The organism is Modestobacter lapidis (assembly GCF_054780755.1).
Map to the genome: position 1 here is coordinate 22781 of NZ_BAAGVS010000012.1, position 22554 is coordinate 45334.

Consider the following 22554-nt stretch of genomic DNA (forward strand, 5'->3'; position numbering starts at 1 on the left):
GAGGTGCTGAACTACCTGCGTGCAGCCGAACACGCCTTTGCCTGGGTCGGTGAAGGTCGACCACTGACGGTCGGTCTGCTCATCGAGCTGCAGGCCCGACTGGTCAGGGGGACTTCGGCCGAGACGTCGAGCGCCGGCCGGATCCGCGACATCCAAGTCGTCATCGGGTCACGCCGGGGTGCTCGTGTGCAGGACGCTCGCTTCATCCCGCGCCCTCCCGGTCCTGAGCTGGAAGCCCAGGTACGGGACTGGCTGGGTTGGGTGAGCCTGGACCTCCAGGAGGAAATCGATCCGGTCGTGTCGGCAGCGATGGGGCACTACCAGTTCGAGACCCTGCACCCGTTCAACGACGGCAACGGCCGGATCGGTCGTCTGTTCGTCGTGCTGCAACTCTTCACGACCGGTGTCCTAACCGAGCCGAGCCTCACCGTCTCGCCGTGGTTCGAGGCACGCCGAGCGGACTACTACGACCGGCTGCTGGGCGTCAGTGCCACTGGCGACTGGGACGCGTGGGTTCGCTTCTTCGCCGATGGGCTCACGGACTCGGCCAACTCGACTGCGTCGCAGTTGGACGACCTGCTGACCGTCCAGACAACCCTGAAGAGCCGAGTCAAGGCCGCTGGGATGCGTGCGGAAACGGCCATGTCCCTGGTTGACTTCTCGCTCGCGCGACCGATCTTCACCGTGCGGCAGGTGGAACGCCGGCTCGGCGTGGGGTACGTACGAGCGAACAAGTTGGTGGCTCAGCTCGTCGATGCCGGCGTCCTGGCCAAGTACAACGAGAACACCTACAACCGCAGCTTCGCAGCGCCCGACGTCCTCGCCATCCTGCTGCGCTGAACGTCCCCCGGGCGCGGAGACCGCGCCCGGGGGCCTACGTCACAGCTGGCCGACCACGTGCTCGATGGAGGCGGTCAGCGCGCTGACGTCGTCGGGGTCGACGGCGGGGAACATGCCGACCCGGAGCTGGTTGCGGCCGAGCTTGCGGTAGGGCTCGACGTCGACGACGCCGTGCGCGCGCAGCGTCTTGGCCACCACGGCGGCGTCGACCGAGTCGTCGAAGTCGACGGTGCCCACGACGTAGGAGCGGTGCGCCGGGTCGGCGACGAACGGCGACGTGTACGACGTCTTCTCGGCCCAGCCGTACAGCCGGCCCGAGGACTCCTGGCTGCGGGCGACCGCTCCCGGCAGGCCCCCCAGGCCCAGCATCCAGTTGATCTGGTCGGCCAGCAGGAACAGCGTGGCCACCGCCGGGGTGTTGTAGGTCTGGTCCTTGCCGGAGTTGTCGACCGCGATCGAGAGGTCCAGGAAGCCGGGGATCCAGCGGTCCGAGGCCTTGATCTCGGCCACCCGCTCCAGCGCCTTCGGCGACATCAGCGCCAGCCACAGCCCACCGTCGCTGGCGAAGGACTTCTGCGGGGCGAAGTAGTAGACGTCGGTCTCCCGCACGTCGACCGGGAGGCCGCCGGCTCCGGAGGTGGCGTCGATGAGGACCAGGGCGTCGTCGTCGGCACCCTCGGGGCGGACGACGGGCGCCATGACGCCGGTCGAGGTCTCGTTGTGCGCCCACCCGTAGACGTCCACACCCGGCTCCCCGGACGGCAGGGCCAGCGACCCCGGGTCCGCCTTGGCGATAACCGGGGCATCGAGGAACGGTGCCTCGGCGACCCCGCTGGCGAACTTCGCGGAGAACTCGCCGTAGCTGCCGTGCGCGCTCTTCTGCCGCACCAGCCCGATGGTGGCGGCGTCCCAGAACGCCGTCGTCCCGCCGTTGCCCAGCACCACCTGGTAGCCGTCGGGAAGGTCGAAGAGCTGGCCGAGCCCCTCGCGGACCCGCTTGACCAGGTTCTTCACCGGGGCCTGGCGGTGCGAGGTGCCCATCAGCGCGGCGCCGGCGCCGGCCAGCGCCTGCAGCGCCTCGGGGCGCACCTTCGACGGGCCACAGCCGAAGCGGCCGTCCCTGGGCAGGAGGTCGGTCGGGATGGTGATGCTCATGAGCGGTATGCCTCTCGGGATGCGGCCTCGGTGTGGCCCCGTCCGGAGGCTCGCCCCGAGCTTGCGAGGGTGAGCGGGACGGGGTCCTTCTTCAGGAGGTGGGCGCGGCTTCGTCGATCGCCTTGGTCTGGACGGTGTCCCAGCCGGTGACCTCGGAGGGCCGGCGCGGGTCGGGCCCGACGTACCGCGCCGACGGGCGCACGAGCCGCCCGGTGTTCTTCTGCTCCAGGATGTGCGCGCACCAGCCCGCGGTACGCGCGCAGGTGAACATCGAGGTGAACATGGAGCTGGGCACCTCGGCGAAGTCCAGCACGATCGCGGCCCAGAACTCGACGTTGGTCTCGATCGCGCGGTCGGGACGGCGCTCGCGCAGCTCCGTGAGGGCGGCCTGCTCCAGCGCGGCTGCGGCCTCGAAACGGGGGGCGCCCAGTTCCCGGGCCGCCCGGCGCAGCACGCGGGCCCGGGGGTCCTCGGCGCGGTAGACCCGGTGCCCGAAGCCCATCAGCCGGTCGCCGGAGTCCAGCAGGTCCTTGACGTACTTCTCCGCGTCGCCGCTCTGCTCGACGCCGTCGAGCATGTGCAGCACACGGGAGGGCGCGCCGCCGTGCAGCGGGCCGGACATGGCGCCAACGGCGCCGGACAGCGCCGCGGCGACGTCGGCACCGGTGGAGGCGATCACCCGGGCCGTGAAGGTGGAGGCGTTCATGCCGTGCTCGGCGGCCGACGTCCAGTAGGCGTCGACGGCCGCGACGTGCCGCGGGTCGGGCTCGCCGCGCCAGCGGACCATGAAGCGCTCGACGGCGGTGCCGGCCTCGTCGACCCGCTGCTGCGGAACGGCGGGGACGCCGATCCCGCGGGCCGACTGCGCGACGTAGGACAGCGCCATCACCGAGGCCCGGGCGAGCTGGTCGCGGGCCTCCTCGGCGGAGACGTCCAGCAGCGGCCGGTAGCCCCAGATGGGGGCCAGCATCGCCAGCGCGGCCTGCGCGTCGACCCGGACGTCGCCGGTGTGCACCGGAATCGGGAACGGTTCGGCCGGCGGCAGGCTCGAGCCGAACTCGCCGTCGACCAGCAGCGACCAGACGTCGCCGAAGGTCACCGTGCCGACCAGGTCCTCGATGTCGACGCCGCGGTAGCGCAGGGCGCCACCGTCCTTGTCCGGCTCCGCGATGGTGGTCTCGAAGGCGACGACGCCCTCCAGACCCGGTACGAAGTCGTCGGCCATCTCGCAAGCTCCTCTGCGCGCGGCGGTGTGTCGTCCGCAGCTCCGCGTACGACAGCCGCCAACTTAGGGGTTCTCCGCCGTGCCGGTGAACCCGGGAGGGTGGGCACCGGCCAGGACGTGACCGGTGCCTCGGGTCGGCCGGCTGCCGGGTGGTCCCCGGCGATGACAGCATGTGTGCCGTGCCCGACCTGATCCGCATGCGCAGGGACTACGACGACGGGGGGCTCGCCGAGAACACCGTGGCGCCCACCTGGGTGGAGCAGTTCGACTCCTGGTTCACCGACGCGGTGGCCGCCGAGCTACCGGAGCCGAACGCGATGGTGGTCGCCACGGCGGATGCCGACGGCGCCCCGGACGCCCGGGTCGTGCTGATGAAGGGCTACGACGTCGACGGCTTCGTCTTCGGCACCAGCTACGCCTCGGCCAAGGCCGCGCAGCTGGCGGTGAACCCGCGGGCCGCGCTCGTGTTCCCGTGGCACGCGCTGCAGCGCTCGGTCCGGGTGACCGGGCCGGTGGAGCGGATCGGCCCGGCCGCCTCCGACCTCCTCTGGGACCCCCGCCCGCGCGGGTCGCAGCTGGCGGCCGCGGCCTCGCTGCAATCGACCGTCGTCGACTCCCGCGACGAGCTGGTCGAGCGGGTGCGCCTGCTGGACGAGCAGACCCCGCCCGGCCCGCTGCCCCGGCCGGAGGCCTGGGGCGGGTACCGGGTGCGGCCCGACACCGTGGAGTTCTGGCAGGGCGGCTCCGACCGGCTGCACGACCGGCTGAAGTTCGTGCGCGACGACCAGGAGGGCGGCGGCTGGGTCGTGCGGCGGCTCGCCCCGTGAGCGAGTTCGCGAGCTCACGCCTGAGCAGGGCACCGGGCGGCACGTGGCCGACGAACGCCGGCGAGGAGCACCCGTGACGGGGCCGGGAGGGACCCCGCCACCGGGGCCCGGCCCCGCCGGGACGACGCCGGTCGACCCGCTGGAGGGCGGCGGGCCGGTCGAGCAGCCGCAGCCGGTACGCCGCCGGCGGGGCTGGGCCATCGACACCTCGCCGCTGCGCAACCGGCACTACCGGCGGGTGTTCAGCGGGGTCGCGGTCACGATGCTCGGCCAGCAGATGACGCTGGTCGCCGTTCCGTACCAGGTCTACCAGCTCACCGGTTCCACGCTGATGGTCGGCGTCACCTCCATCGTGGCGCTGGTCCCGCTGGTGGTCTTCGGCCTGCTCGGCGGTGCGATCGCCGACGCCATGGACCGCCGCACGCTGATGGTGGTGACGTCGGTCGGCGCCGCCGTGACCAGCGCGCTGCTGGCGGTGCAGGCACTGCTGCCCGGTGACGGCAACCTGGCCGTGCTGTGGGTGCTCACCGCCGCCGTGTCGGGATTCGCGGCGGTCAACCAGCCGGCGCGCAGCGCGGTCATCCCGGCGCTGGTGGGCAACGAGGGGGTGGCGGCGGCCAACGCGCTGGCCATGACGGTGCGCCAGGCCGGCGTCATCGTCGGGCCGCTGTTGGCCGGGCTGCTGATCGGCCTGGGCGACCTGGCGATCACCTACACGGTCGACGCGATCGGCTTCGTCGCCGCGGCGGTCCTGCTGCGCGGGCTGCCGCCGCTGCCCCCGGGCGGGGAGACCCACCGGCTGCACCTGGGCCGCGCCGTGCGCGGCGTGTGGGAGGGGTTCGCCTTCCTGCGCACCCAGCCGGTGCTGCTGATGACCTTCGTCGTCGACGTCATCGCGATGCTGTTCGCCTGGCCGCAGGCGGTCTTCCCCGAGCTGTCGCAGACCACGTACGGCGGGGACGCCAACAGCCTGGGCTGGCTGTTCGCCGGGGTCTCGATCGGGTCGCTGCTGATGGGGCTGACTTCGGGCTGGGTGAGCCGGGTCGACCGGCAGGGCGCGGTCGTGCTGGCCGCCATCGCGGTCTGGGGCGTGGCGATCATCGGGTTCGGGCTGGCCTCGACGCTGTGGTTGGCGGTCTTCTGCCTGGCCGTGGCGGGCGCCGGCGACATGGTCAGCGCGGTGCTGCGCTCGTCGATGCTGCAGACGGCGGCGCCGGACGAGATGCGCGGGCGGATGCAGGGCGTGTTCATCGTCGTCGTCGCGGGCGGGCCCCGGCTGGGTGACCTGCGCGCCGGTCTGGTCGCCAGCAGCTTCGGCGTGAGCATGGCGATGGTGTCCGGCGGCGTGATCATCGTGGTGGCGATGGCCGTGGTGGCCGTCGCCGTCCCGTCGTTCTGGCTGTTCCGCGCGTCCCGGGCCGACGAACTCGCCGAGCAGGCCCGCCGCCGGCTGGCAGCGGACTGACGGCTCGCGCTTGCACCGGGGGAGGCGGGGTAGCGGGGGGCCATGGCCCTGCCCCGCATCCTCGTGCTCGTCCTCGCCGGTGGTGCCGGCGGCCGGCTGGAACTGCTCACCGAGAACCGGGCCAAGCCCGCCGTCCCGTTCGCCGGGGTGTACCGGCTGATCGACTTCCCGCTGAGCAACTGCGAGCACTCCCAGATTCCCGACGTGTGGATCTCGGTGCAGTTCCACCCGACGTCGCTGCACGACCACCTGTCCAACGGCCGGCCCTGGGACCTCGACCGCACCACCGGCGGCCTGCTGACCCTGCCGCCGTTCATGGGCACCCACCGGGGCGGCTGGAACACCGGCACCGCCGACTCGCTGTGGCGGCACGCGGACCTGATCCGCGGGTTCGGCGCCGACGCGCTCGTCGTCGTCAGCTCCGACGCCGTGTACAAGCTGGACTACCGGGAGGTCGTCGAGGCCCACCTGGGCTCCGGCGCGGAGGTCACGATGGTGACCACCGAGGTCGCCGAGGACGATGCCTCGCGCTACGGCATCGTGCAGGTCGGCGAGGGCGGCAAGGTCAGCGACTACGCCTACAAGCCGGAGCAGCCGGCGACCACCATGGCCACGAACGAGGTCTTCGTGTTCTCCCCGGGGCCGACCCTCGACCGGCTCGAGGCGATCAACGCCGACGTCGGGGAGGAAGGGCTGGAGGACCTCGGCAGCCACCTGCTGCCGGCCCAGACCCGGGACGGGCAGGCCCGGGCCTTCCCGCTGCCGGGCTACTGGCGCGACGTCGGGACCGTGCCGTCCTACTGGGAGGCGCACCGCGACTTCCTGTCCGCGGAGCCGCCGATCGACCTCGACGAGCCCGGCTGGCCGGTGCACACGAGGGGCGGCCGGCGCAGTGCCGCCCGGCTGCTGCCGGGCGCGGTGCTCGAGGAGTGCCTGGTGTCCGGCGGCACCCGGGTGGCCGGGCACGTGACCGGGTCGGTGCTGTCGCCAGGGGTGGTCGTGGAGGCCGGGGCGACCGTCGTGGATTCGGTGCTGCTGCCCGGTGTCCGGGTGCGGGCCGGGGCGACGGTCACCCGCGCCGTCCTGGACGACCAGGTCGACGTGGGGGAGCGGGCCACGATCGGGGGGGACGGCGACATCACCCTGGTCGGCCGCCGGGCCGCGGTCGGGGCCGGGGCCTCGCTGGCCGCCGGGGCGCGGTTCCCGGAGCCCGAGGAGGATTAGCCCGCCCGGGGGTCACGCCAGGGCGTGCGCGACCACCCGGAGGTCGGTGACGAGCGCGTCGTAGGCGGCGGCCCGGCCCTCCCCCGGCGTCCGCAGCACGGCGGAAGGGTGCGTGGTCGCCAGGATCCAGGTCTGCGCCGGCACCTCCTCCTCCGGCTCGGGCCCGTCGGCGGCGGCCTCGCCCACCTCGGCGGCCGGCACGCCCGGCGGTGTCCACGGCAGCAGTTGTCCGCGCTCCCGGGTGATCCGGAACGACGGCGAGATGAGCGCCTTGGCCGCGACCGCGCCCAGGCAGACGACGACCTCCGGGGCGAGGACGGCGAACTCCGCCTCCAGCCACGGCCGGCAGGCCGCCAGGTGCTCCGCGCCGGGCGACTGGTGGATCCGGCGCTTGGGCGTCGGGGTGAACCGGAAGTGCTTGACCGCGTTGGTGACGTAGGCGTCCCGGCGGTCGATCTGCGCGTCGGCCAGCGCCCGGTCCAGCAGCTTTCCGGCCGGGCCGACGAACGGCTCACCGGCGCGGTCCTCCTGGTCGCCGGGCTGCTCGCCGACGAAGACGATCCGGGCGGACTCCGGGCCCTCGCCGAAGACGGTCTGGGTGGCCGGCTCCCACAGCTCGCAGGCCCGGCACCCGGCGGCCGCCTCGCGGAGCCGGGCCAGGCCGACGTCGTCGGGGACCTGGGCGGGATGGTTGTGCGCGCTCATGGCCCGATGACACCGGAAACGGGGTGAGCGTGCAGGGTGAACCCGAGCGGGTGCTGGAGTGTTCGCTTGACGATTCGGAAAGTGGTGGGCCAGGCTTTCCGCGGCGGAAAGTGGGCGGTCGCCGGCCGCGCCGCACCGGCTCGCCCGACACCCTCGGAGGGACAGTGCTCGAGTTCGACGGCCTCTACAAGGCCTACGGCAGCAACCAGGTGCTCCAGGGAGTCGGCTTCACCGTCGCCCCGGGGCAGATGTTCGGCTTCTGCGGCTCCAACGGCGCCGGGAAGACCACCACGATGCGGATCGCCATGGGCCTGGCCCGGTCCGACGCCGGCGAGGTGCGCTGGAACGGCGCCCGGGTGGACGAAGAGGCCCGCCGCCGGATCGGCTACATGCCCGAGGAGCGCGGTCTCTACCCGAAGATGAAGGTCGGCGAGCAGCTCGCCTACTTCGCCCGGCTGCACGGCATGGCCGCCGGCCCCGCCACCAGCGCCGCCGCCGAGTGGGCCGACCGGCTGGGGCTGGCCGAGCGCCGCAACGACCGGGTGGAGAAGCTCTCGCTGGGCAACCAGCAGCGCGTGCAGCTGGCCGCCGCGCTGGTCAGCGAGCCCGACGTGCTGATCCTCGACGAGCCGTTCTCCGGGCTGGACCCGGTGGGCGTCGACTCCCTCGCCGAGGCGCTGCTCGACCAGTGCCGCCGCGGCGTCCCGGTGGTGTTCTCCAGCCACCAGCTCGACCTGGTCGAGCGGCTCTGCGACGCCGTCGGCATCCTCGCCCGGGGCACGATCGTGGCCAGCGGCACCGTCGCCGAGCTCAAGGCGGCCGGCAGCGGCCGGCAGCTGCGGGTCGTCGCTCCCCAGGCGCGCCCCGGCTGGGCGGCCGGGCTGCCCGGCGTCCGGGTGGTGTCCGAGCAGCGCGGCGACACGGTGCTGGAGGTGGCCCAGGGGTACGACGACCAGCAGGTGCTCGCCGCCGCGCTGACCACCGGCCCGGTCACCCATTTCGCCTGGCGCGAACCCACGCTCGTCGAACTGTTCCGCGGTGCCGTCACCGCGGCCCCCGCGGAGGTGGCGGCGTGACCGCGTCCACGCAGGCCCCGACCCAGGCGTCGGCCCGGACCCCGCCCCCGGCGACCCGGCCGAACAGCGCGGCCGCACAGGTCCGCCTGGTCGCGGGCCGGGAGATCTCGACGCGGATCCGGGACAAGGGGTTCCTGATCGGTTCCGCCGTCCTGATCCTGCTGATCCTGGGCATGCTGGTCTTCCAGGTGGTGCTCAGCAGCGGCAGCGACGACACCCGGATCGGCGTGGTCGACGGCAACGCCGCGGTGGACCAGGCGCTGCAGGCGCAGGGCGAGGCCTTCGGCACCGACGTGGAGGTCGTCGCGCTCGACGACGAGGCCGCCGCGCGCACCGCCGTCGAGGCGGAGGACGTCGACGCCGCCCTGCTCGCCCCGTCCGGCGCGCAGCCCGAGCTGCTCGTGATGAGCGGCGACGCGCAGCTCGAGGCGCTGGTCCAGTCGACCGTGCAGGGTCTGTCGATCGACGACCAGCTCACCGCGGCCGGGGTCCAGCTGACGCCGCCGCCCCAGGTCGACGTCGTCGCCCTCGAGGAGGACGCGGAGGAGAACACCGAGGCGACCGTCGTCGCGGTGGTCGGCGTCCTGGTGCTCTACAGCCTGCTGATCCTCTTCGGGCAGTTCGTCGCCCAGGGCGTGGTCGAGGAGAAGTCCAGCCGGGTGGTCGAGCTGCTGCTCGCGACCATGCGCCCGTGGCAGCTGCTGGCCGGGAAGATCATCGGCCTGGGGCTGCTCGGCTTCCTGCAGATGCTGGTGATCGCCGTCGTCGGGGTGGTCGGGGCGCTGGCCTTCGACGTCGTCAGCGTGCCCGGCCGGCTGATCGGCACCGTGGTCACCGTCATCGCCTGGTTCGTGGTCGGCTACGCCTTCTACGCCTCGGTGTTCGCCGCGGCGGCCTCGCTGGTCAGCCGCCAGGAGGACCTGGGCAGCGTCATCACCCCGGCCTCCATCCTGCTGGTGCTCGGCTTCGTCATCTCCTTCCAGGCGGCCCAGGACCCGAACAGCACGCTGGCCACGGTCACCTCGTTCGTGCCCGGGATGTCGCCGATGGTGATGCCGGTGCGGCAGGCTGCCGGTGCCGCCGCCTGGTGGGAGGTCGCGGTGGCCGTCGTCCTGATGGTGCTGGCGATCGCCGCGATCGTCCGGATCGGTGGGCGGGTCTACGCCGGGGCGCTGCTGCGCACCGGCGGCAAGGTGAAGTTCCGGGAGGCGCTGAAGGCCGAGCGCGTCTGAAGAAGGACCACCCTTCCCCCCACGCCTCGCAAGCTCGGCGCGGGCCCCTGAAGGGTGGCCGCTCCAGCACGTCACCACGCTCGGCGCGGGCCCCTGAAGGGTGGCCGCTCCAGCACGTCACCACGCTCGGCGCGGGCCCCTGAAGGGTGGCCGCTCCAGCACGTCACCACGCTCGGCGCGGGCCCCTGAAGGGTGGCCGCTCCAGCCGCCGGCCGGTGCGCGCCGTGGTCGCCGTCCTCACCTCCCAGCGTGAGGACGGCGACCACAGGGTGGGGTCGGTGCCCGGTTCGGCCGACCCGGCGGCGGGGTAGCCGCAGCCCATGAGCATGCAGCTGGGCTACACCCTGATGACCGAGCAGTCCGGGCCGAAGGACCTGGTCTCCCACGCCGTCGGCGCCGAGGCGGCCGGCTTCGACTTCGCCGTCAGCAGCGACCACTACTTCCCGTGGCTGGACGAGATGGGCCACGCCCCCAACGCCTGGGTCACGCTCGGCGCGGTGGCGCAGGCGACCAGCCGGTTGCCGCTGATGACCTACGTGACCTGCCCGATCATGCGGTACCGCCCGGCGGTGGTGGCCCAGCAGGCGGCGACCCTGCAGCTGCTCAGCGACGGCCGGTTCACCCTCGGCCTGGGCGCGGGCGAGAACCTCAACGAGCACGTGATCGGCGAGGGCTGGCCGCCGGTCGCCGTCCGGCACGAGATGCTCGCCGAGGCGGTGCAGATCATTCGGGAACTGCTCCAGGGCGAGGGATACACGACCTTCCACGGCGACCACTACGACGTCGACGGCGGCAGGATCTGGGACCTCCCCGAGGGCGGGGTGCCGATCGGCATCGCCGTGTCGGGGGAGAAGTCGGTCGAGCTGGCCGCCGAGTACGCCGACGTGCTGATCGCCACCGAGCCCCGGCCCGAGCTCACCGAGACGTTCGCGGCCGCCGGCGGCGGGGACAAGCCGCGGATCGGCCAGATGCCGATCAGCTACGGCACCGACCGGGACGCGGCGGTCACCCGCGCGCACTCGCTGTTCCGCTGGTTCGGCCTGGGCTGGAAGGTCAACGCCGACCTGCCGGGGACGGCGGGTTTCGAGGCGGCCAGCCAGTTCGTGCGCGAGGAGGACGTCGCGGCGTCGATCCCATGCGGGAACGACGTCGGGGCGGTCATCGAGGCGGCGCAGGCCTACGCGGAGGCGGGCTTCAGCCACCTGGCGCTGGTGCAGATCGGCGGCGACCAGCAGCAGCCCTACCTGGAGTGGGCGCAGCGCGACCTGATGCCGGCCTGGCGGGAGGCCTTCGGCTCCTGAAGAAGTACCCGGGTGCCCCCCACGACGCGCTTCGTACGCCGCGGGTGCCTGCACCCGGGCCTGCGAGGGGTGGGGGGCAGGGAGGTCCTTCTACTGGCGGAGGCCGCTGAGCGGGCCGCGGTAGGGAAACGCGGGCGGGCCGGTCACCCCGGGCCGGACGGTGAACAACCGCCCGGCGTCGGGCTGGCCGGTGCGCTCGTCGGCCGTCAGCCCGTGCACGGACGTGCTGACCACCAGCAGGTCGCGGCCCGGGCCGGCGAACGCGCAGCTCGACGTCTGGGACGCCGGGACGTCGACCACCGCGAGCAGCTCGCCGGCGGGGGAGTAGCGCCGCACCTGGCCGGCGCCCCACAGCGCGGTCCACAGGCAGCCCTCGTCGTCGACGGTCAGCCCGTCGGCGACGCCGTCGTCCCCGGCGAACCGGACCACCGGGCGCCGGCCGCCGAACTCGCCGGTGCCCAGGTCGTAGTCGAACGCCCACACGACCGCGGCGCCGGAGTCGGCGAGGTAGACGGTGCGGTCGTCGGGTGACCAGCCCAGCCCGTTCGAGATCGTGAGCCCGTCGAGGACCCTGCTGACCGTCCCGTCCAGGTCGACCCGGTACAGCGCGCCGGCGCCGGGGCGCTCGTCGAAGGCCATCGTCCCGGCGAAGAACCGGCCGGCCCGGTCGCAGCCGCCGTCGTTCATCCGGGTGCCGCTGGGCCGGCCCTCCAGCGCCTGCGCCGGGCCACCCTCGCCGGCCAGCTCCAGCAGGGAGCGCACCTCACCGTCGGCGGTCACGGCGGTGAAGCCGGGGCCGGCGCCCAGCAGCCAGCCCCCGTGGGCAACCGGGACGGCGACGCCCACGGTGCCGCCCACCTCGACGGCGCCCACCTCGGTCAGCTCGCCGTCGGGGGACACCGTCGCCCGCCGGAACCGGCCGGCGGTGATGTCCACCCAGACGAGTTCCTGGCGATCGGCATCCCAGACCGGTCCCTCCCCGTGCTCGGCGGGGGACGGAGCGGCGGGCGCGGCCTGGAGTCGGGTCACGGGAGCATCCTGCCCCGCGACACCGGGACCGCCACACCGGCGGTGGCTGCCGGCCGGGTGCCCGACGGGGCCGGCCGCACCTACGCCTGCACCGCCGCCGCGGCCGCCCGGGCAGCGGCCAGCAGCGACGCCCGGTCGTGCAGCGTGGTCCGGGCGCGGCCGCGGGTCGCGCCCAGAGCCGTCTCCGCCGCGTCGATCGCCCGCCAGTTCGACAGCAGCACCGGCTCCACCCCGCGGGCCACCAGGGTGTCCACCAGGTCGTCGACGTCCCCGCCCGGCCGCAGCGTGCCGGCCGCGGCGTCGGCGAGCAGGGCGGCCACCGTCTCCCGTGCGTCGTGCTTGTTGGTGCCCACCACCCCGGTCGGCCCGCGCTTGATCCACCCGGCGGTGTACTCGCCGGTGCTCGGGGCGCCGTCGCGCAGCACCCGGCCGGCCTCGTTGGGCACCGTGCCCGAGCGCCCGTCGACCGGGAGCCCGGGCAGCGGGTGGCCGCGGTAGCCGACCGAGCGGACCACCAGGTCCGCGGGGACGACGTCGAACTCACCGGTGCCGGTCGCGGTGCCCGCGGCGTCGACCACCGTGCGCTCGACCTCCACCCCGGTGACCCGGTCGGTGCCCACCAGCCGGACCGGCCGGGCGTGGAACCGCAGCCGGATGCCGACCCGGCCCGGCGCGGGGGTGTGCCCGGCCCACCCGCGCAGCGTGGCCAGGTTGCGGGCGATCACCCGGTCGGCGGCGGCGGCCTCCTCGGCCGCCGGGTCGAGCTCGAGGTCGGCCGGGTCGACCAGGACGACGGCGTCGGCGAGGTGGTCGAGCTCGCGCAGCTCCTGGGTGGTGAACGTCGCCTGCGCCGGGCCACGGCGCCCGAGCACCGTCACCTGCTCCACCGGCGCCGCCGCGAGGCTGTCCAGGACGTGCTGCGGCATGTCGGTGAGCAGCAGCTCGTCGGGGGAGCGGGCCAGCACCCGGCCGACGTCCAGCGCCACGTTGCCCACGCCGATGACCACGACGTGCCGGGCCCGGCCGACGGCCTCCTCCACGAGCGCGCGGTCGGCGTCGGGGTGACCGCAGTACCAGGAGACGACGTCGGTGGCGGCCAGGCTGCCGGGCAGGTCCTCGCCCTCGATGCCCAGCCGGCGGTCGCCGGCGGCGCCGTAGGTGTAGACGACGGCGTCCACGTGCCGGCGCAGCTCGTCGAGGCCGAGGTCCCGGCCGATCTCGACATTGCCGACGAACCGGACCCGCTCGTGGTCCAGCGTGTGGTGCAGCGTGTCGCGCAGCGCGCGCATCTTGGCGTGGTCGGGGGCGATGCCGTGCCGGACCAGCCCGAAGGGCGTGGGCAGCCGGTCGATCAGGTCGACGGCGACGGGCACATCGTCCTGCCCGGCCAGCGCGTCGGCGGCGTAGATGCCCGCCGGGCCGGCGCCGACGACGGCGACCCGCAGTGGACGTGGGTCCCGCTCGGTGTCCGGCACACCTCGCATCCTGACCCGCCGGCCCGGTGTGCACCAGCTCAACGGCCCTGCGGCGTGATGGCCCCGTCCCGAGGCTCGCTCCGAGCTTGCGAGGAGTGAGGAGGACGGGGTCCTTCGTCAGGTGGCCTGGCAGGTGGGGCACCAGAAGAGGTTGCGGCCGACCATGACCTCGGTGCGCACCTCGGTGCCGCAGATCCGGCAGGGCAGCCCGGTGCGCCGGTAGACGTAGTGGGCGTCGGTCGGGCCGGCCACGCCCCGCCGCCGCTCCCGGTCCTCGGGCCGGGTGGTCACGATCCGCCCGGCGCGCACCCCGGCCCGCATCAGGGTCACCAGGTCCGCCCACATCCCCGTCCAGGTGCCGGCGTCGACGTCCCGGCCGGGCCGGAACGGGGAGACGCCGTGCCGGAAGAGCAGCTCGGCGCGGTAGACGTTGCCGACGCCGGCCAGCACGGCCTGGTCCATCAGCAGCGCGCCGATCGACGTCCGGCTCCTCGCGATGCGGGCGAACGCCTTTCCCGGGTCGGAGCGCCGGCGCAGCGGGTCGGGGCCCAGCCGGTCGAGGAGGAGCTTCACCTCGCCGTCGGTGATCAGGTCGCAGGTGGTGGCTCCGCGCAGGTCGGTCCACACGCCGTGGCCGTCCTCACCGGGCCCCTCCCAGCGCATCCGCAGCGCACCCCGGGGCGCCGGTGGCAGCCCCGTCCCGGACGTGTACTTCCCATACAGGCCGAGGTGCACGTGGACGACGTCGGGGCCGAAGCCGGCGAACAGGTGCTTTCCGTAGGACGTGACCTCGTCCAGCACCCGGCCGTCGATCAGCTCGGCCTGGCCGGCGAAGCGCCCCTGCGGGCTGGTCACGTGCACCTCGCGGCCGGCGAACGCGGCGTGCTGCTCGCGGGCCAGCCGGTACAGGGTGTGGCCCTCAGGCACGGGCAGCTCGCGCGGTCATGCACCCAGCTTCACCTGCGCCGACGCCGTCCGCCACGACGGGACCGGTGACCCAGCCGACACCCCCGGGGGGCCAAAGTCGCGATTTTGGCCCCCGGGGGTGTCGCGAGTTCAGCGGGTGCGGATGGCTGCGTAGCGGTCCAGGGACACCTGGCGCTCGTGGGCGTGGTCGACCACGGGCTCCGGGTACCCGGCCGGGACGCCGTCGGGTGACCGCCACGGTTCGTGCACGTACCGGGCCGGGACGTCGCGCAGCTCGGGCACCCAGCGCTTGACGTAGGTGCCGTCCGGATCGAACTTCTTGCCCTGGGTGACCGGGTTGAACACCCGGTAGTACGGCGAGGCGTCGGTGCCGGTCCCGGCGACCCACTGCCAGCCGTGGTTGTTGCTGGCCAGGTCGCCGTCGACCAGGTGCCGCATGAACCACCGCGCGCCGCGGGTCCACTCCTGGTGCAGGTCCTTGACCAGGAAGGAGGCGACGATCATCCGCACCCGGTTGTGCACGTAGGCCTCACCGAGCAGCTGCCGCATGCCGGCGTCGACGATCGGGAAGCCGGTGCGGCCGGTCTCCCAGGCGCGGACCAGCTCCTCGGCGTCGGGGCCGGTGTCGTAGCGCATGCCTTGCAGCCGGGGGTCGAGGTACTCCCGGGCGGAGTCCGGCCGGTGCCAGAGCACGTCGGCGTAGAAGTCCCGCCAGGCCAGCTCGTCGGTGTACCGCCGCACCGCCTCGCCGCCGTCGTCCTGTGCCGCCAGGTCGGCCAGCAGGGTGCGGGGGTGGATGCAGCCGTACTTCAGGTACGCCGAGAGCCGGCTGGTGCCGTCGGTACCGGGTGTGTTGCGGCCCTCGGCGTAGTCGCGCAGGCGCTCGTCCCGGAACCGTGCCCAGGTCGCCGCGGCCGCGGCCTCTCCGGCCGGGGGCAGCTGGGCGTCACCGGGGTCGGGGGCCGGCGGCGGGTCGGTGGACGGGACGCCGGACAGCCAGGGGACGGCGCGGGGCCGCGGCGCAGGTGCCCGCCAGCCGTGCTCGCGCCAGGCGCGGGCGAACGGGGAGAAGACCTGGAAGGGGGTGCCGTCGCGCTTGGTCACCCGGCCCGGGGTGACCAGGTAGGGCGAGCCGGTTCGCTCCAGCGGGACGTCGCCCAGCGCCCGCTCGACCGCGGCGTCGCGCCGGCGGCCGTAGGGGCCGGGATCGGCGGAGACGTGCACGCTGGCGGCACCCACCTCGGCGGCCAGCTGCGGGACGACGCGGGCCGGGTCGCCGTGCCGGAGGACGAGGGCCCCGTCCGTCGCCGTCCGCAGGTCGTCCAGGCAGTCGAGCAGGAAGCGGCGGCGCGGCGCACCGGCGGGCCCCCAGAGCCGGTCGTCGAACACGAAGACCGGCAGCACGGCGCCGTCGTTCCCGGCCGCTTCGCCGGCGGCCAGCAGCGCCGGGTGGTCACCCAGGCGCAGATCGCGCCGGAACCACAGCAGGGCGGTGCGCGCCGGCCGGGCGGACGTCAGCGGACGGCGGGGGAGAGGCCGAAGGTCGGGCGGTCGTCCTCGGCCACGAGGTCGAGGTCCTCGGGGTGGTCCTGCAGGTACTTGCGGATGAACGAGCAGTAGGGGAGCACGTGCAGTTGCCGGGAGCGGGCGGCCGACAGGAGTTCGCGGACCAGCGTCGTACCGAGACCCTGCCCACCCATCGACGGGTCGATCTCGGTGTGCGGCAACGTCATGACGTCGCCGTCCACGTGGTAGCTGGCCAGGCCGACGACACGGTCGTCCGCCCGGATCTCGAAGCGTCCACGTCCTGGGACGTCGACCACCGTGATGTCCATCGTGCTCAGTCACCTCCACTGTCTCGGCGCCGCTGCCGAGGCTCACGTGCTGAGACAAGGTAACGGTTGCGGCACAGAACCGCCCGCTTCTGGAGACGCGTTGGGCCGATCGGGTGTTCCCCGTTCGGGCGCGTCGGGTATCGGCGGTACCCGACGCGGCGGCCTTCGTGCGGCGCGACGCACGCTCCGCTCCGCCCATCCCGGCGCCGGGCCGGAACGGCTGCGGAAATGGCTGCCAGCATCCTGACATGGAGATCTCATGACGATTTCATGACAGGTCAGCTACTGCGCGCCATGGTCGGAGAACGCGCTGGAACGACTCGACAGCGACGCGTTCGGGCTGGCCGGGGCGGCGTGCTCGGCAGTCGACGCGGGAGGAGGATATCCGCTGAATGTGCTGTTCGACACTGTCGATCGACGTCACGACCGCATAACAGAATGGCCGGATCCGTCGCTATTGGTGGGTGACCAATGAATTGGCTGTTAGCTTTCCCTTCGCACGATGTCGCGACCATGACCCTCATGGCCGCCTGTGCCCGGTGCGCGAGCTGCGGAGCAGTGCTCGCGGCAACGCGCGCCGGGGTCGCGCCACCCCATCGTGGGGCTGTCCGCCCGCCAGGTGCGGCGCTGGGCGCGGCGACCGCGCGGCGCCCGATCGACGGATCCCCGCCGAGGGCCGGTCCATGTCCGACGACGAGAGGTGAACGTGCCTGCTGTACACGCTGAAGGGCTGTTCAAGATCTTCGGACGGCGCACCGACGAGGCCGTGCGCCGGCTCGGGGACGGCGCCTCCGTGGCCGACGTCCGCGAGCTGGGGGCGACCCCGGCCGTCATCGACGTCAGCTTCACCGTCGAGCCGGGCGAGATCTTCGTGGTGATGGGGCTGTCCGGCTCGGGCAAGTCGACGCTGCTGCGGATGCTGAACGGCCTGCTGGACGCGACCGCCGGCAGGGTCCGAGTGGGTGGCGACGACCTCACCACGCTGGACGCCAAGGCCCTGCGCCGGCTGCGGCAGGAGCGGATGAGCATGGTGTTCCAGCACTTCGCGCTCTTTCCGCACCGCACGGTGGTCGACAACGCCGCCTACGCCCTCGAGGTGCGCGGGATGGACCGCCGGACCCGTCGGGCCAAGGCCCGCGAGGCGCTGGCGCTGGTGGGCCTGGAGCAGTGGGCGGACGCGAAGCCCGACGAGCTGTCCGGGGGGATGAAGCAGCGGGTCGGCCTGGCCCGGGCGCTGGCCGCCGAGACCGACCTGATGCTGATGGACGAGGCGTTCAGCGCGCTGGACCCGCTGATCCGGCGCGAGATGCAGGACCAGCTGCTCGAGCTGCAGGCCCAGCTGGGCAAGACGATCGTCTTCATCACCCACGACCTCAACGAGGCGATGCGGCTGGGCGACCGGATCGCGATCATGCGGGACGGCCGGATCGTGCAGATCGGCACGCCCGAGCAGATCCTCGACGAGCCGGCCGACGACTACGTCGCGCAGTTCCTCGCCGACGTCGACCGGGGCCGGGTCTTCACCGCCGGGCACGTCATGGTGGCCGCACCCGCCGCCGTCCCCCTCGGGGCGGCGCCCGCCGACGTGCTGACCGCCATGCGCGCGCACCGGACCGGCACCGTCCTGGTCGGCGACGGGAACGGCGGGCTGGCCGGCGTGGCCACCGAGGAGGCCGTGCGGACGGCCGCCGAGAGCGGTGCGCCGAGCCTGGTCGGTCTGCCCCTGCAGCCCCCGGTCAGCGTCCGGACGACGACGCTGCTCGCGGACCTGCTGACCCCGGCCGCGCAGGACGAGGTGCCGGTGACGGTCGTCGACGCCGACGGCCGGCTGGTCGGCGTCGTCCCCCGCGGCGCCGTCCTGGCCGCGCTGGGCGGCGCCACCGGCAACGGGCGGCCGGTGCCCAGCGGCACCGGATCGCCGCACACGGCGGGCGCGACCGCCGTCGGGACGAGGGAGGCCGTTCGTGGCTGAGACATCTCTGCTCGTGGCCGCCGAGGACGGCGACCTGCCCCGGGTTCCGCTGGGCGACTGGATCGACACCGGCCTCGACTGGCTGACCGACAACTTCTCCCCGGTCTTCGATGCGATCAGCACCGGGACCGAGGCCGGCGTGGAGAGCCTGCGGGACGCGCTGCTGTTCCTGCCGCCGATCGTCTTCGCGGTGCTGCTGGCTGTGCTCGGTGGCGTGGTGCGGTCGGTGCGCTTCGCCGTCGTTTCGCTGCTCGGGCTGCTGCTCATGATCAGCATGCGGATGTGGGACCCGGCGATGGCCACGCTGGCCCTGGTCCTGGTGTCCGCGGTGATCGCGGTGGCGATCGGCATCCCGATCGGCATCGCGGCGGCGAAGAGCGACCGGATCAGCGCGGTCCTCCGGCCGGTGCTCGACTTCATGCAGACGATGCCCGCGTTCGTCTACCTCGTCCCCGCCGTGACCTTCTTCGGCATCGGCCTGGTCCCGGGCGTCGTCACCACGATCATCTTCGCGATGCCGCCGGGGGTCCGGCTCACCGAGCTGGGCATCCGGCAGGTGGACAAGGAGCTGGTGGAGGCGGGGCACGCGTTCGGCAGCCCGCCCGGACGGATCCTGCGCGGTGTCCAGCTCCCGCTGGCACTCCCGACGATCATGGCCGGCGTCAACCAGGTGATCATGCTGGCGCTCTCGATGGCGGTCATCGCCGGCCTGATCGGGGCGGCGGGCCTGGGCGGCGTCGTCGTCACCAGCATCTCCCGGCTCGACGTCGGCCTGGGCTTCGAGGGCGGCCTCTCGGTCGTCATCCTCGCCATCTACCTCGACCGGCTGACCAGCGCATTCGGTCAGCGGCGGGGGCGGCTGTCCGGCTTCCCGTCCTTCCTCAGCCGTGGCGGCACGGTCGGCAAGGCCGGCCTGGCCGCCAGTAGCCGGTCCGCCGATGCGGTCATGCCCGTCGGAACCGACCAGAACTCACCGAACCGACCTGCCCGGTAGTCGATCGGCGCGGCCCTCCCGGGCCGTCGCCGCGGATCCGGAGCACCAACGGTGCGCGGGGCAGTCGACCGCCACCAGATGTAGGAGAGGAACGACCGCATGAACAAGCACCTGACCACCCGAGGCGCGCGCCTCGCCGCCGGCCTCGCCGCCGTCGCGCTGACCGCCACCGCCTGCGGCGGCGACAGCGACACCGACGCGAGCGCGGCGGGCTCCACCGCGTCCGAGGGCGCGGCCTGCGAGTCCGTCAACCTCGGCTTCATCCCGTCCTGGACCGACGGACTGAGCCTGGCGCACCTGTGGGACCACGTCCTGCAGGAGCAGGGCATCGAGGTCGAGATGACCGAGATCTCCGACGCGGCGCCGCTGTACGCCGGGCTGGCCGGCGGGGACGTCGACGTCTACCCGTCGGCGTGGTCCGAGGTCACGCACGCGGCCTACATGGACGAGTACGGCGACCAGATCGAGGACCTCGGTGCCTGGTACGACGGCGCGGTGCTGACCTTCGCGGTGCCGGAGTACACCGACATCGACTCCATCGCCGACCTGGCCGGCAACGCGGAGATGTTCGACGGCCGGATCATCGGGATTGAGCCGGGTGCCGGGCTCACGAAGACGACCAAGGAGAGCGTCATCCCCACCTACGGGCTGGGGGAGGAGTACACGCTGGTCGAGTCCTCCACCACCGCCATGCTGGCCGAGCTGCAGGCCGCCACCGAGGCCAACGAGGACATCGTCGTCACCCTGTGGCGTCCCTTCTGGGCCAACAGCGAGTTCCCCGTCAAGGACCTGGCCGACCCCGAGGGCGCCCTGGGTGACGCCGAGGGGCTGCACACCCTGGCCCGCACCGGCTTTTCCGAGGACTGCAGCGACGTCGCGGCCATGATGGAGAACCTGACGCTGACCGACGAGCAGTACGGCTCGCTGGAGAACCTGGTGGTCAACGAGTACGGCGAGGGCCGCTACGGCGAGGCCGTCGACGCGTGGATCGAGCAGAACCCGGACTTCATGGAGTCCCTGCAGAGCTGACGGGCTGCCGTTCCCGGGCGCTGGACCCAGCGCCCGTCGGGCAGTGACCAGAGGGGTCCGGTGGCAGCTGCCGCCGGGCCCCTCTGCCGTGCGCCGCCCGGGGTGCCCGCCCCACGGGCCGCTGCCCGGACGTGCCACGATGAGCCCAGCCACGGCGGTCCTCCACAGCGATGTGGACACGTCCCGCCCCCGTAGCTCAGGGGATAGAGCATCGGTTTCCTAAACCGTGTGTCGCAGGTTCGAATCCTGCCGGGGGCACCATCGTGATGTCGCAGGACATCGCGGACGCCCGGCTTCCTGCCGTCCCGGGATGGTGGCCGGACCCTGCGGGTACCGGCGCACGCATGGGAGCACGCAGCGCGGCGGTCGCGGCCGCGGACCAGTGGACCGACCCGGACGACGGCGTCCGCTACCCCGCCGGTGAGGTGCACGCGTGGGAGCGAGGGCGCAACGAAACGGTCTGCGGGCTGTCGCTGAACAGGTCCCGGCTGGCCCGCTTCCCGCACGTCGGCTGGGCGGACGTCCAACCGGAGTCGGGTCGGCACGCGGAGGGCGTGCAGCTCGTGTGCCGCCGCTGCCGGGCGGCCCAAGGTGTCCGCCGGGACGAGCGCGGCTGGACGCGGACCAACCCCCGTCCCTGAGCGGCGGGCAGGATCGGGTCCGGCGACGTGCCTCCGCTGCCGGTTCCGCCGGGGCGCGTCAGGATGACCCGATGCCTGCACTGCTCCACCCCTCGGGCGAGGGTGCCGCCCACCCCGGCCGGCCCGGCGGCTGGACCGGGCCGCTGCGGCGCACGTGGGCGCGGCACCCGCGGCTGGGGCTGGCCGTCAAGGCGGCACTGGCCGCGGTGACCGCCTGGGTGCTGGTGGGCTTCGTCCCCGGACCCGCCAGCGACTACCCGTACTACGCACCGCTCGGCGCCGTGATCGCCACCTCGACCACGGTCGCCGGCTCCGCGCGGGAGTCGCTCCAGACGGTCGCCGCGATCGCCCTGGGAGCGGCGGTCGCCATCGGCTTCCACGCTGTGCCGGGGCCGCGCCTCCTGGCGCTGGCCGCTGTCGTGGCCATCGGGGTGCTGCTGGCCGGCTGGCACCGACTGGGCAGCGCCGGCAGCTGGCTGCCCACGTCGGCGCTGTTCGTGCTGATCATCGGACGCGACAACCCCACGGGCTACGTGCTGGGCTACACCGGGCTGACGTTCCTGGGGGCGCTGGTGGGGGTGGCCGTGACCGCAGCCTTCCCCCCGCTCCCGCTGGCGCCCGCCGAGCAGCAGCTTAAGGCGCTGCGGGACACCCTCGCCGGGCAACTGGACGACCTGGTCGACGGGCTGAGCCAGGAGCACCCGCCGACCCAGGCCGGGTGGCAGGGGCGGATCCACACCATCGACCCCGTCCTCGCCCAGATGCGCACGGCCGTGCAGCAGACCATGGAGGCGCGGCGGGGCAACCGGCGTGCGCGCCGGTACCGCAACGACGCGGAACGGCAGTACCAGCAGGCGCGGGCGCTGGAGCGGCTCACGCTGCTCGTCGAGGACCTCACCCAGCTCATCGCCGAGACCGAGAACGCCGACAACCACTGGGTGCCGCTGGGCCCGTCGCTGCGCCTTCCGGCGGCGCGGGCCCTGGCCGGGGTCGCCGAGGTCCTCCGGTCGGTCGAAGGGGCCACCGCCGACCCCAAGGTGAGCAGCAGGGCCCACGACGTCCTGCGCGGGTTCGCCGACGAGCTGCGTCGGGTCCGGGTCACCACTGGTGACGACCTGTTCGTGGCCGGCAACATCCTGGAGAACCTCCGCCGTTCGCTGGCCGCCATGCCACCTCACGAGGAGCCGGCGGACGAGCCGCCCGGCTGACCGTGGCCGCGCCGACCGGCATCCCGGCGGGCGCTACGGCGGCCAGCGGGCCGGGGCGGTGCATCTCCGGCGGCCGGATTACCCACGGGGTCCGCCCGCCGACGCCACCGGCACCATCTCGGTCAGCAACGGCAGGAGCGTGCCCTGCGTCGACGACGCCGCCGCCGGCGGCAGCGCTCGACTCGCTGCTCGCATACCCGACACGGGAGGTCGGTGCAAGTGAACGGCGCGCGCGGAAGACCCTTTCACCCATTCGTGCACTAAACGTGATCAAAGCCACTACTCACTGCTACACAAGCGCCCGAGACGTCGACGCGGACGTCCGTGAGGGTGTGAGGCACAGATCCGCCGGGCGCATCAGCTGGTCGCCGAGCCCGGTGGTGAGCCAGGGCGA

Annotated in this window: 20 protein-coding genes and 1 tRNA gene; 13 read left to right on the top strand and 8 right to left on the bottom strand. The window is 73.6% G+C overall.

Annotated features, from left to right (window positions below; all coding sequences use genetic code 11):
• Positions 1-3: 3 nt before the first annotated feature.
• Positions 4-840, top strand: a complete 837-nt coding sequence (locus tag ACYVG5_RS13370; protein ID WP_222049479.1) for a Fic family protein — start codon at positions 4-6, stop codon at positions 838-840.
• Between the two features lie 39 nt (positions 841-879).
• On the opposite strand, the gene serC is transcribed toward ACYVG5_RS13370, so the two are convergent.
• Complete coding sequence (gene serC, locus ACYVG5_RS13375; RefSeq protein WP_222049480.1) at positions 880-1995, bottom strand: phosphoserine transaminase; 1116 nt, start codon at positions 1993-1995, stop codon at positions 880-882.
• Positions 1996-2086: 91 nt separating this feature from the next.
• Positions 2087-3220, bottom strand: coding sequence for a citrate synthase 2 (locus tag ACYVG5_RS13380; RefSeq protein ID WP_222049481.1), 1134 nt, complete (start codon positions 3218-3220; stop codon positions 2087-2089).
• Between the two features lie 170 nt (positions 3221-3390).
• On the opposite strand from ACYVG5_RS13380, the gene pdxH reads away from it, so the two are divergent.
• The 3 genes from pdxH (at position 3391) to ACYVG5_RS13395 (ending at position 6736) form a co-directional block, all read left to right on the top strand.
• Positions 3391-4047 carry a pyridoxamine 5'-phosphate oxidase gene (gene pdxH / locus ACYVG5_RS13385; protein ID WP_222049482.1) on the top strand — a complete coding sequence of 219 codons (657 nt, stop codon included), beginning with the start codon at positions 3391-3393 and terminating at the stop codon, positions 4045-4047.
• Between the two features lie 73 nt (positions 4048-4120).
• Entirely contained in the window at positions 4121-5512 is a 1392-nt protein-coding gene (locus ACYVG5_RS13390; RefSeq protein ID WP_222049483.1) for an MFS transporter, read from the top strand.
• 42 nt (positions 5513-5554) lie between these two features.
• Positions 5555-6736, top strand: a complete 1182-nt coding sequence (locus tag ACYVG5_RS13395) for a glucose-1-phosphate adenylyltransferase family protein (RefSeq protein ID WP_222049484.1) — start codon at positions 5555-5557, stop codon at positions 6734-6736.
• 12 nt (positions 6737-6748) lie between these two features.
• Here the strand turns inward: ACYVG5_RS13395 and ACYVG5_RS13400 are convergent, their stop codons facing one another.
• A complete protein-coding gene (locus ACYVG5_RS13400) occupies positions 6749-7441 on the bottom strand; it encodes a UdgX family uracil-DNA binding protein (RefSeq protein ID WP_222049485.1) in 693 nt (230 codons plus the stop codon).
• Between the two features lie 164 nt (positions 7442-7605).
• On the opposite strand from ACYVG5_RS13400, the gene ACYVG5_RS13405 reads away from it, so the two are divergent.
• The 3 genes from ACYVG5_RS13405 to ACYVG5_RS13415 all read left to right on the top strand — a co-directional run bounded on the left by ACYVG5_RS13405 (position 7606) and on the right by ACYVG5_RS13415 (position 11050).
• Positions 7606-8517, top strand: a complete 912-nt coding sequence (locus ACYVG5_RS13405) for an ABC transporter ATP-binding protein (protein WP_222049486.1) — start codon at positions 7606-7608, stop codon at positions 8515-8517.
• Positions 8514-9749 carry an ABC transporter permease gene (locus tag ACYVG5_RS13410; protein ID WP_222049487.1) on the top strand — a complete coding sequence of 412 codons (1236 nt, stop codon included), beginning with the start codon at positions 8514-8516 and terminating at the stop codon, positions 9747-9749. The genes ACYVG5_RS13405 and ACYVG5_RS13410 overlap by 4 nt, the downstream gene beginning before the upstream one ends.
• Before the next feature lie 320 nt (positions 9750-10069).
• A complete protein-coding gene (locus tag ACYVG5_RS13415; RefSeq protein ID WP_222049488.1) occupies positions 10070-11050 on the top strand; it encodes a TIGR03557 family F420-dependent LLM class oxidoreductase in 981 nt (326 codons plus the stop codon).
• A gap of 90 nt (positions 11051-11140) precedes the next feature.
• Here the strand turns inward: ACYVG5_RS13415 and ACYVG5_RS13420 are convergent, their stop codons facing one another.
• The 5 genes from ACYVG5_RS13420 to ACYVG5_RS13440 form a co-directional block, all read right to left on the bottom strand.
• Entirely contained in the window at positions 11141-12079 is a 939-nt protein-coding gene (locus ACYVG5_RS13420; protein WP_222049489.1) for an SMP-30/gluconolactonase/LRE family protein, read from the bottom strand.
• Positions 12080-12159: 80 nt separating this feature from the next.
• A complete protein-coding gene (locus ACYVG5_RS13425; protein WP_460683246.1) occupies positions 12160-13554 on the bottom strand; it encodes an FAD-dependent oxidoreductase in 1395 nt (464 codons plus the stop codon).
• Positions 13555-13671: 117 nt separating this feature from the next.
• A complete protein-coding gene (locus tag ACYVG5_RS13430) occupies positions 13672-14481 on the bottom strand; it encodes an Fpg/Nei family DNA glycosylase (RefSeq protein ID WP_222049491.1) in 810 nt (269 codons plus the stop codon).
• A 129-nt stretch (positions 14482-14610) separates the two neighbouring features.
• Entirely contained in the window at positions 14611-15999 is a 1389-nt protein-coding gene (locus ACYVG5_RS13435) for a cryptochrome/photolyase family protein (RefSeq protein ID WP_222049552.1), read from the bottom strand.
• Complete coding sequence (locus ACYVG5_RS13440) at positions 15996-16316, bottom strand: GNAT family N-acetyltransferase (RefSeq protein ID WP_222049553.1); 321 nt, start codon at positions 16314-16316, stop codon at positions 15996-15998. Before ACYVG5_RS13440 ends, ACYVG5_RS13435 begins: the two co-directional genes overlap by 4 nt.
• Before the next feature lie 706 nt (positions 16317-17022).
• Between ACYVG5_RS13440 and ACYVG5_RS13445 the strand changes: the two genes are divergently transcribed.
• The 6 genes from ACYVG5_RS13445 (at position 17023) to ACYVG5_RS13470 (ending at position 22160) form a co-directional block, all read left to right on the top strand.
• Complete coding sequence (locus ACYVG5_RS13445) at positions 17023-18288, top strand: quaternary amine ABC transporter ATP-binding protein (protein WP_222049492.1); 1266 nt, start codon at positions 17023-17025, stop codon at positions 18286-18288.
• Positions 18281-19282, top strand: coding sequence for an ABC transporter permease (locus tag ACYVG5_RS13450; RefSeq protein WP_222049493.1), 1002 nt, complete (start codon positions 18281-18283; stop codon positions 19280-19282). Before ACYVG5_RS13445 ends, ACYVG5_RS13450 begins: the two co-directional genes overlap by 8 nt.
• Before the next feature lie 99 nt (positions 19283-19381).
• Positions 19382-20311 carry a glycine betaine ABC transporter substrate-binding protein gene (locus ACYVG5_RS13455; protein ID WP_222049494.1) on the top strand — a complete coding sequence of 310 codons (930 nt, stop codon included), beginning with the start codon at positions 19382-19384 and terminating at the stop codon, positions 20309-20311.
• Positions 20312-20496: 185 nt separating this feature from the next.
• Positions 20497-20572: transfer RNA gene (locus tag ACYVG5_RS13460), tRNA-Arg, on the top strand.
• 83 nt (positions 20573-20655) lie between these two features.
• Positions 20656-20952 (top strand): hypothetical protein, encoded by a 297-nt coding sequence (locus tag ACYVG5_RS13465; RefSeq protein ID WP_222049495.1) that lies wholly within the window; start codon positions 20656-20658, stop codon positions 20950-20952.
• A gap of 71 nt (positions 20953-21023) precedes the next feature.
• Entirely contained in the window at positions 21024-22160 is a 1137-nt protein-coding gene (locus ACYVG5_RS13470) for an FUSC family protein (RefSeq protein ID WP_222049496.1), read from the top strand.
• Positions 22161-22554 lie beyond the last annotated feature (394 nt).

Bases quoted from the DNA above. Each gene is read 5' to 3' on its own strand.
- ACYVG5_RS13455 (WP_222049494.1), top strand. From the start codon at position 19,382: ATGAACAAGCACCTGACCACCCGAGGCGCGCGCCTCGCCGCCGGCCTC.
- serC (WP_222049480.1), bottom strand. From the start codon at position 1,995: ATGAGCATCACCATCCCGACCGACCTCCTGCCCAGGGACGGCCGCTTC.
- ACYVG5_RS13400 (WP_222049485.1), bottom strand. From the start codon at position 7,441: ATGAGCGCGCACAACCATCCCGCCCAGGTCCCCGACGACGTCGGCCTG.
- ACYVG5_RS13440 (WP_222049553.1), bottom strand. From the start codon at position 16,316: ATGGACATCACGGTGGTCGACGTCCCAGGACGTGGACGCTTCGAGATC.
- pdxH (WP_222049482.1), top strand. From the start codon at position 3,391: ATGTGTGCCGTGCCCGACCTGATCCGCATGCGCAGGGACTACGACGAC.
- ACYVG5_RS13380 (WP_222049481.1), bottom strand. From the start codon at position 3,220: ATGGCCGACGACTTCGTACCGGGTCTGGAGGGCGTCGTCGCCTTCGAG.
- ACYVG5_RS13415 (WP_222049488.1), top strand. From the start codon at position 10,070: ATGAGCATGCAGCTGGGCTACACCCTGATGACCGAGCAGTCCGGGCCG.
- ACYVG5_RS13465 (WP_222049495.1), top strand. From the start codon at position 20,656: ATGGGAGCACGCAGCGCGGCGGTCGCGGCCGCGGACCAGTGGACCGAC.
- ACYVG5_RS13470 (WP_222049496.1), top strand. From the start codon at position 21,024: ATGCCTGCACTGCTCCACCCCTCGGGCGAGGGTGCCGCCCACCCCGGC.
- ACYVG5_RS13395 (WP_222049484.1), top strand. From the start codon at position 5,555: ATGGCCCTGCCCCGCATCCTCGTGCTCGTCCTCGCCGGTGGTGCCGGC.